The sequence below is a fragment of the Mesorhizobium sp. M7A.F.Ca.CA.003.01.2.1 genome (genome assembly GCF_003998945.1).
Taxonomy (GTDB): Bacteria; Pseudomonadota; Alphaproteobacteria; order Rhizobiales; family Rhizobiaceae; genus Mesorhizobium; species Mesorhizobium ciceri.
In genome coordinates this window covers 1-4774 of sequence record NZ_RZRA01000412.1, presented here as the reverse complement: position 1 = coordinate 4774, position 4774 = coordinate 1, and the positions used below count along the sequence as shown (strand labels likewise).

The following is a 4774-nucleotide window of genomic DNA, read 5'->3' as shown; positions in this document are numbered from 1 at the left end:
CCATGCAAGGGCGAGGCGCTGGAGATTGAGAGGACCGTCATCGATCCAGAAGGTGTCGGCATTGAGGATGTAGAAGGGTCGCTCGCCCAGTTCCGGCAGCGCCTTGACGATGCCGCCGGCGGAATCGAGCAGTTGTTCGCTCTCATCGGAAATGACGATTTTTGGCGCGCGGCGCGCGGCGACATGGGCGAGGATCTGTTCGGGAAAATAGTGGACGTTGACCACGGCCTTCGCGACACCGGCGGCAGCCAGGCTGTCGAGGCTCCAGTCGAGCAACGTCTTGCCGGCAATCCTGACCAGCGGCTTGGGAATGGTGTCGGTAATCGGCCGCATGCGTTTGCCAAGGCCGGCGGCAAGTACGATGGCGGTGTCCGGTCCTGCTGTCACAGCGCTCGCTCCTCCAGCAAACCGTGGGCGTCGTAGAACTCGCGCAGGCTTGCCAGCGCCGGATGAGACAAGGCCCGGCGCAGATAATCGCGAATGCGCGGCAGGTGTTTTAGATAATAGGGCTTGCCGTCGCGCTTTTCGAGGCGGACGAAGATGCCGAGGATCTTGGAATTTCGTTGCGCCGCCATGATGGCGTAGGATTCCAGGAAGCTTGCCTCGTCGAAAGCACCGGCTGCGTGGCGCGCCGCGACATAGGCATCCAGCGTCTTTCTCTCGATCTCGGGCGACATCGTAACACGCGCGTCCATGGCCAGCGAGGCGACGTCATAGGCGGACGGGCCGATCAGCGCATCCTGGAAATCGACGATGCCCAGCCGATCATGCCCTGAACGGTCGCCGCGCCAGATGATGTTGGGCGAATGGAAGTCGCGCAGCATCAGCGTATATTCGCGGCCGTGCAGCCGGTCGAGGAGCGCGCCCCATTGCTTGTGGTAGCCGGCGCGCAAGGCACCGCTTGCCGGGCTGCCCGTTATTGCCGGCACGTACCAGTCGACCAGCAGATCGGCCTCGATCATCATGGCCTCGCGGTCGAAAGGCGGGACATCGTGGAAGCCGCCATGCCCTGTTTCCAGGCGCTGCGGCCAGGTCCTGCCATGCATCATGGCCAGCAGCTCGGCCGCCGCCGCGCAGCGCTCGGGCAGCGGCTGGCCATCGCTGCCGAGGAACCCTTCCGAGCCAAGATGCTCGAGTAGCAGGAATCCCTGCTCCTGGTCCTCGGCATGGATTTCCGGAACGCTGACGCCGCCTGCCCTTAAGGCGCGGTCGATGGCGACGAAAGCGGAAACCGACTGGGCGGTGTGGGCGATCTCGGCATAGGGCTTGCCGTCGCGGACCGGCGGGCCGAGCACCAGCCGTGGCGAGTTCATCAGCACTTGCGGCTTTTGGCCCGGCAGCGAAACGATCTCGTAAGAGCGGGCAGAAGCATCGCCAATGAAATGGCGGCGCTGCGCTTGCGCCCAGCCGGCGCTCACGAGAAAGTCGCGCATGGCCAGCGACCTTGCGGCCCGATCGAAGGCAGGTCCCTGCCCCGACAATCGTGCCAGCCGGCCGTTGCCATGCTGGACGAGCTCGATCAGGACCGTGGTTTTCGGCAGATGGGCTTCCGCCCGCTCCGGCCATTCGACCAAAGCAGCACCTTGCGCCAAGGCTTCGTCGAAACCAAGCTCATCGATCTCGTCGGCCGAGGACAGGCGGTAGAGATCGAAATGATGCACCGGAATGCGGGTGTCGTAGCTCTGCACCAGCGTGAAGGTCGGGCTCGGAACGTCGAGGCCGGCATCGTCGGCCAAGGTCCTGATCAAGGCCCGCGCCAGCGTCGACTTGCCGGCGCCCAGATCGCCCTTCAGGGCAAGCACGTCGCCTGGGCGCAGCGACAGCGCCAGATCTTCGCCCAGCCGCGCTGTCTGGGTCTCGTCGGCGAGTAATCGCTCCAGCACCAGTCCGGTCATCGAACGCGCTACTCGGCCGCGGCACGGATGCCCGGCATGTCTGGAAAGGTGCAGATGACGGTCGTGCCCTTGTCCTTGCCGGTTTCGATGCGAACGCTGCCGCCATGCAGCTCGACGAAGCTCTTGACGATCGACAGGCCGAGGCCGGCGCCGCGCCGGCGGCCGCCATTGGCGCGCGGCTCGAAACGGCGGAACACCGAATCGAGCACATCGGGCGGCATACCGGGACCGTCGTCATGGACCGAGAATTCCACCCCGTCCGCCAGATGGCGGCAAGTGAGCCGGATGGTGCTGGCTTCCGGGGCGTAATTGGCGGCGTTGCTGAGCAGATTGTAGAGGATCTGGCGGACGCGGACCTCATCGCCGTGAAACGTCTTCGGCGCCGAGGCTGCTTCAACCTCGAGCCTGATCGAATGCTCTTCCAGCCGGTCGGCCACCAGTTCGGCCGCAGCGGCGATGGTGCGATCGACCTGCACCTCGGAAATATCGAGCTGCATGATGCCGGCGTCCACCGTCGCCAGGTCGAGTATGTCGTTGACGATGGTGAGCAGGACCGCGGAGGAGGAGCTGACATGCTCGACATATTCCCGCTGCTTCTGCGTCAGCGGACCGGTCGTGGGCTGTGACAGGAGTTCGGTGAAGCCGATGATGTTGGTCAGCGGCGAGCGCAGTTCATAGGAAACATGCTGGACGAATTCGTTCTTGAGCTGGTCGGATTTTTGCAGCGCCTCGTTCTTGTCCTTCAGCGCCCGCTCGACATGGACGCTGTCGGTGACGTCGACGAAGGTCATCATCACCTGCCCGTTGGGCAGCGGGATCATGGCGTAACTCAACACGTTGCCGTTGTTGAGCTCGGTCTGTCCGTGGCGGTCGCGGCGCTCGTCGTCGAAGCCGGTGACGGCGGCAACAAAGCCGGGCCAGGGGCTGTCCGCCGCCTGCCGGTCGCAAAGGTCGCGGATGGTGGAAACATGGACGCTGGGCTTGGCCGCTTCGCCGCTCAATCCCCAGAGCGTGGCAAAGGCAGGATTCGACAGCCGGAGCCTGCCGTCGGGTCCGAACACCGCTACGCCTTCGGCAAGATTGTCGAGCGTCTCGCCCTGGACCCGCACCGCTGTCTGGTAGCGGCTCTCGAGGTCCATCTTCTCGGTCAGGTTCTCGAACACCCAGGTGACGCCGCCCTTGGGCTGCGGATTGGCGACGACGCGGATGGTCTTGCCATCCGGCAGATGCCACCAATGTTCCTGGGATTCCACAGCGCGATAGGCACCGAGCAGGCCTTCCTTCCAGCGGCGCCATTCAGGCTGTTCGGCGATCTTGCCTTCGCTGCGCAGCCGGTCGAGCAGCAAGGCATTGTCTGGAGCGCTGTGCAGGAAGCCTGCCTCCAGGCCCCAAAGCTTCTGGAAGGCCTGGTTGAAGAACCGCAGCTTCTCGTCGGTGTCGAAAATGGCGACCGCCGTGTTGAGCTGGTCGAGCGTGTCGGCGTGGCTTCGCACCGTCCGTTCGTATTCGCCGCGAACGGCTTCGATGGCACTGGTGTCGCAGGCAAGGCCGGCCGAGCCATCGCTGCCGGCGAAATCGGTGACCGCGAACACACGGCGGTCGCCTTCGATCACGGAGGACAGCGACTGCTCGAAAACCGGATGCGTCCTGTGCTGGGCGGCAATCGCATCGCGCGCCTGGCCGCCGAGGAACTCTTTCTTCTCCCGAACCGCGGCTTCGGCATTTTCGGCTTCGACGGCATCGGCATAGGCGCGGTTGACCCACTTCAGCCCGCCATCCTCGCCGCGGAGCCACGCCGGCATGTTCAGCGCGTCGAGCAGGCCGATCATCGTGTCGTGGTCGGCGGCCAGCCGCTGGTTCTCGATCTTCAGTCTGGCCTGGCTGCGCTGCGTCTCCGAGAGCGAGAGGAAACGCACGAGCACATGCGCGGCACTCTTGCGGCCATGCACTTCGAGCGGCGCACCGGCCTGCGATTCGATGACCAGGTCGAAGGGTTTGGCCTTTTCGCGCAATCCCGCGACGGCATGTTCGAGTGCCGCCGCCGAACGCGGCATCAGCCAGCGGCCGAAAGCAAGAAAAGCGGCCCTATCCTCGGGAGCGCCGCTTTCGACGGGCAATGTGCCGATGAGCTCGGGCTTCTTGTTTTCCGCAGCCCAGACGACGACGCGCTGGTCGCGCAGATTGAGCAGCGCCTCGGAACGGCGGAGCGCCGCGTTGATGTCGGCGAGGCGGCTCCTGAGTTCGACATTCTCCGCCGAGGTGCGGGCTCTTTCGCGGATGAGAACGATGGCCGATATCAGTGCGGCACCCGTCACGCCGACGAACACTGCAAGCTGCATGACATCAATGGCACTCACCGACAGTCCGGCGACGCTGGCAACAGCGGTCTCGGCATGCGCGGCGGCGCCGGCCAAGGGCCCCGCGAGCGCGGAGGTGGCAAGGAATGTCGACGCGCGGGCGCGCCAGGACAGGCTCCCCCCTTCCAGGGCGGAGCCAGCAATCCCCGAATCGTCATGGCCGCCGGAAACGGCCCGTCCCGCTCTGTGCGGGTGTTGCCCCGGCATGTCTTGGTCCTCTCCGCCGCCTGAATGCAAGACCGCCCTGATGCGTGCCTCTCTTGACCCTCTCGGGCTGGAAGCATCGCCGAATCACCTGACAATAACCCCTCGCCGAATCGGCGTGAAGGCTGATGGCGCGCAAAAATAAGGCCGGGCGAAAAGTCAATCGCCCGGCCTCAATATCTGGTAGTAATTTTAGCTTTGGTTAATAGCGGTAGTGTTCCGGCTTGAACGGACCCTGCGGCGTGACGCCGATATAGGCGGCCTGTTCACCCGACAGTTCGGTCAGGCGGGCGCCGAGCTTGTCGAGATGCAGGCGGG

At 64.7% G+C, this 4774-nt stretch carries 4 protein-coding genes; all 4 read right to left on the bottom strand.

The window, feature by feature from the left end; translation table 11 throughout:
* The coding region (locus EN969_RS17450) for an NTP transferase domain-containing protein (RefSeq protein WP_164758313.1) at nt 1-387 on the bottom strand (387 nt) is incomplete at its 3' end.
* On the bottom strand, nt 384-1895 hold the full coding sequence (locus EN969_RS17445; protein WP_013528330.1) for a bifunctional tRNA (adenosine(37)-N6)-threonylcarbamoyltransferase complex ATPase subunit type 1 TsaE/phosphotransferase: 1512 nt from the start codon (nt 1893-1895) through the stop codon (nt 384-386). The genes EN969_RS17445 and EN969_RS17450, both read right to left, overlap by 4 nt.
* A gap of 8 nt (nt 1896-1903) precedes the next feature.
* The gene (locus EN969_RS17440) at nt 1904-4459 is read right to left on the bottom strand and encodes a PAS domain-containing sensor histidine kinase (RefSeq protein WP_127224162.1); all 2556 of its coding nucleotides are present in this window, start codon (nt 4457-4459) and stop codon (nt 1904-1906) included.
* A 199-nt stretch (nt 4460-4658) separates the two neighbouring features.
* The coding region (locus EN969_RS17435; RefSeq protein ID WP_164758312.1) for an adenosylhomocysteinase at nt 4659-4774 on the bottom strand (116 nt) is incomplete at its 5' end.